This window comes from Roseomonas rosulenta, assembly GCF_016106005.1.
GTDB classification, from domain to species: Bacteria; Pseudomonadota; Alphaproteobacteria; order Acetobacterales; family Acetobacteraceae; genus Neoroseomonas; species Neoroseomonas rosulenta.
In genome coordinates this window covers 1-3,697 of record NZ_JACADR010000368.1, presented here as the reverse complement: position 1 = coordinate 3,697, position 3,697 = coordinate 1, and the positions used below count along the sequence as shown (strand labels likewise).

The following is a 3,697-nucleotide window of genomic DNA, read 5'->3' as shown; positions in this document are numbered from 1 at the left end:
AGGCATGCCGCGGCCGCCGCCGGAGATCCGGACCGGGGCGGCCGCCGCGGCCGGCGGGGTCGCGACGTCGATGGCTCTTTTTTCTCGCCATCCGGCAACCGAGCCACTATGTGTGCGCCGCAACAATCCGCCCGACCGAACCGGCCGCTCCGCCCGTAGCCCCTGACCGGGGCCGGGCCGCGGCCATTCGCGCAGCCTGCACCGCGCGGAGACGACCGCAAAGGAGTGCGCGATGAGCGCCGCCCAGATCCGCAACGTGGCGATCATCGCCCACGTCGACCACGGCAAGACCACGCTGGTGGACCAGCTGCTGCGCCAGGCCGGCGCCTTCCGCGCCAACCAGCAGGTCGCCGAGCGCGCGCTCGACCGCAACGACCTCGAGCGTGAGCGCGGCATCACCATCCTGGCCAAGTCCACCGCCGTGGAATGGAAGGGTGTGAAGATCAACATCGTCGACACGCCCGGCCACGCCGATTTCGGCGGCGAGGTGGAGCGCATCCTGTCGATGGTCGATGGCGCCATCGTGCTTTGCGACGCCGCCGAGGGACCGCTGCCGCAGACCAAGTTCGTGCTGACTAAGGCGCTCGCCCGCGGCCTCCGTCCGATCGTGGTCATCAACAAGGTGGATCGCCAGGACGCCCGCCCGCACGAGGTGCATGACGAGGTGTTCGACCTGTTCGCGGCCCTGGGCGCGACCGACGAGCAGCTGGATTTCCACACCCTGTTCGCCTCCGGCCGCCAGGGCTGGGCGGACCTGGAGCTCGAAGGTCCGCGCAAGGACCTCTCGGCCATGTTCGACCTGATCCTGTCGCATGTCCCGGCGCCCACGGTGGATGTGGATGCGCCCTTCGCGATGAATGCGTCGATCCTCGAGGCCGACAACTTCCTCGGCCGTATCCTGACCGGGCGCATCGAACAGGGCGTGGCCAGGCTGAACATGCCGGTGCGCGTGCTGCGCCAGGATGGCACGGTGGTGGAATCCGGCCGCCTGACCAAGCTGATGACCTTCTCGGGCCTTGAGCGCGTGCCGGTCGAGGAAGTGAAGGCCGGTGACATCATCGCCATCGCCGGCCTGTCCGACGCGACCATCCCCGACACCATCGCCTCGCCCGAGGTGAGCGCGCCGCTGCCCGCCATCCCGGTCGATCCGCCGACCCTGGCGATGACCTTCCGCATCAACGACGGGCCCCTGGGCGGTCGCGAAGGCAAGAAGGTCACCTCGCGCCAGATCCGCGACCGCCTGTTCAAGGAGACCGAGGGCAACGTCGCCATCAAGGTGAAGGTGAGCGAGGAGGTCGACGCCTTCGAGGTCGCCGGCCGCGGCGAACTCCAGCTCGGCGTGCTGATCGAGCAGATGCGCCGCGAGGGCTTCGAGCTTACCATCGGCCGCCCGCGCGTCCTCACGCGCGACAACCCCGAGACGGGCGAGAAGGAAGAACCCTTCGAGGAATGCCTGATCGACGTCGATGAGCAGTATTCCGGCGTGGTCGTCGAGAAGATGTCGATCCGCAAGGGCCAGATGCAGGACATGCGCCCGTCCGGCGGCGGCAAGGTGAGGCTGACCTTCCACATCCCCTCGCGCGGGCTGATCGGCTACCACGGCGAATTCCTGACCGACACGCGCGGCACCGGCATGATGAACCGCCTGTTCCTGGGCTATCAGCCCTGGGCCGGCGTGATCGAGGGCCGGCGCAACGGCTCGCTGATCAGCAATGCCGATGGCGAGGCAATTCAGTACGCGCTGTTCTACCTGCAGGAACGCGGCACGCTGTTCGTGAACCCCGGCGACAAGGTCTATGTCGGCCTGATCCTGGGCGAGAATTCGCGTGACAACGACCTCGATGTGAATCCCATCAAGGAAAAGAAGCTCACCAACATCCGCGCCGCCGGCAAGGACGAGGCGCTGCTGCTGATCCCCCCGCGGCGCATGAGCCTCGAACAGGCGATCGCCTATATCGAGGATGACGAACTCGTTGAGGTGACGCCCTCCGCGGTGCGGCTGCGCAAGCGCTACCTCGACCCGCATGAGCGCAAGAAGCACGCGCGGCGGGCGGAGAGCGAGGCGGCGTAAGGCCCTGGTCCGCGCGCCGCGGCACTTGCTACGGCGCGCGTGGCTTCGGTATCTGAAGCCATGCGCACCCGCCCCCTGATCGGCGTCACCCTCGATTCCGAACCCGCCGGGGGCTGGTCGAAGCTGCCCTGGTATGCGCTGCGGCAGAACTACTTCGCCGCGGTGGTCGCGGCCGGCGGGCTGCCGGTGGCGCTGCCCCACGAACCGGCGCTCGCGGAGACCTACCTCGACGAGATCGACGGCCTGTTGGTCACCGGCGGCGCCTTCGACGTGGACCCCGCGCTGTGGGGCGGCGGGCCGCCGCATCCCAAGGTCACGCTCAAGCCCGGCCGCACCGATTTCGAGCTCGCGGCGACGCGCGCAGCACTTCAGCGCGACAAGCCGGTGCTGGGCATCTGCGGCGGGCAGCAGCTGCTCGCGGTCGCCTTCGGCGGCACGCTGGTGCAGCACATCCCGGACGAAGTCGCGGGCGCGCTGCCGCACGAACAGCCCAACCCGCGCACCGAACCGGGGCACGAGGTGACGATCGCACCGGATACGCTGCTCGCGCGGATCGTGGGGGCTTCGCGCATGGCAGTGAATTCCGCGCATCACCAGGCGGTGGCCACGGCGGGCAGAGGCGTGGTGAATGCGCTCGCCCCCGATGGCGTGGTGGAGGGTGTCGAACACCCCGGCCATCGCTTTGCGCTCGGCGTGCAGTGGCACCCGGAATATGCGGTCGATCCGCGCGACCCCGCGATCTTCGCCGCCTTCGTGGAGGCCTGCAGGTGAGCGAGGACGAACCCGACGACCCCAGGCGCGGCGAACGCATCGCCAAGTGGCTGGCGCGCGCCGGCGTGGCCTCCCGCCGCGACGCCGAGAAGATGATCGCCGAGGGCCGCGTGAAGCTCGGCGGCAAGGTGGTCGAGACTCCCGCCACCTTCATCACGCCCGGCGACCACGTGACGGTGGATGGCAAGCCGGTGGCCGCCGCGGAGCGCACGCGCCTGTTCCGCTACCACAAGCCAGATGGGCTGGTGACCACGCATCGCGACCCCCAGGGCCGCCCCACCGTGTTCGAGAAGCTGCCCCCCGGCCTGCCACGCCTGGTCAGCGTGGGCCGGCTCGACCTCACCAGCGAGGGGCTGCTGCTTCTGACGAATGACGGTGCGCTGGCGAGGAAGCTGGAACTGCCCAGCAACGGCTGGCTGCGCCGCTACCGCGTGCGCGTGCATGGCCGCGTCGACGAGGGCGCGCTCGCCGCGCTGATCCGCGGCGTGACGGTCGAGGGCGTGAAGTACGGCCCGATCGAGGCCGGGCTCGATGCGCGCCAGGGCACGAACGCGTGGCTGACAGTCTCGATCCAGGAGGGCAAGAACCGCGAGATCCGCCGCGTCATGGCGCATCTCGGCCTCGAGGTGACACGCCTGATCCGCACCGCCTATGGCCCCTTCCAGCTCGGCATCCTGCCGCGCGGCGCGGTCGAGGAAGTGAACGCCAAGGTGCTGCGCGAGCAGCTCGGCCTCGATGCGCCCAAGCGCCTGCGCGAGGCGGCGCTGGCGCCCTTGCCGGAGCCGCCGCCGGAGGGACCGCGACGCGCGCCACGCGCGCGCAGTGCGGTGATGGGCACGCAGATCGGAAGAGCAT

Annotated in this window: 3 protein-coding genes; all 3 read left to right on the top strand. The window is 69.8% G+C overall.

The window, feature by feature from the left end:
• The first annotated feature begins 232 nt into the window (after positions 1 to 232).
• On the top strand, positions 233 to 2,071 hold the full coding sequence (typA, locus tag HW578_RS24310) for a translational GTPase TypA (protein WP_198373285.1): 1,839 nt from the start codon (positions 233 to 235) through the stop codon (positions 2,069 to 2,071).
• Positions 2,072 to 2,131: 60 nt separating this feature from the next.
• Positions 2,132 to 2,842 carry a gamma-glutamyl-gamma-aminobutyrate hydrolase family protein gene (locus tag HW578_RS24305; protein WP_198373284.1) on the top strand — a complete coding sequence of 237 codons (711 nt, stop codon included), beginning with the start codon at positions 2,132 to 2,134 and terminating at the stop codon, positions 2,840 to 2,842.
• A partial coding sequence (locus tag HW578_RS24300) for a pseudouridine synthase (protein ID WP_198373283.1) occupies positions 2,839 to 3,697 on the top strand: 859 nt, incomplete at its 3' end. The genes HW578_RS24305 and HW578_RS24300, both read left to right, overlap by 4 nt.

Excerpts from the sequence above, each read along its gene's own strand:
- HW578_RS24305 (WP_198373284.1), top strand. The coding sequence starts at position 2,132 with ATGCGCACCCGCCCCCTGATCGGCGTCACCCTCGATTCCGAACCCGCC.
- typA (WP_198373285.1), top strand. The coding sequence starts at position 233 with ATGAGCGCCGCCCAGATCCGCAACGTGGCGATCATCGCCCACGTCGAC.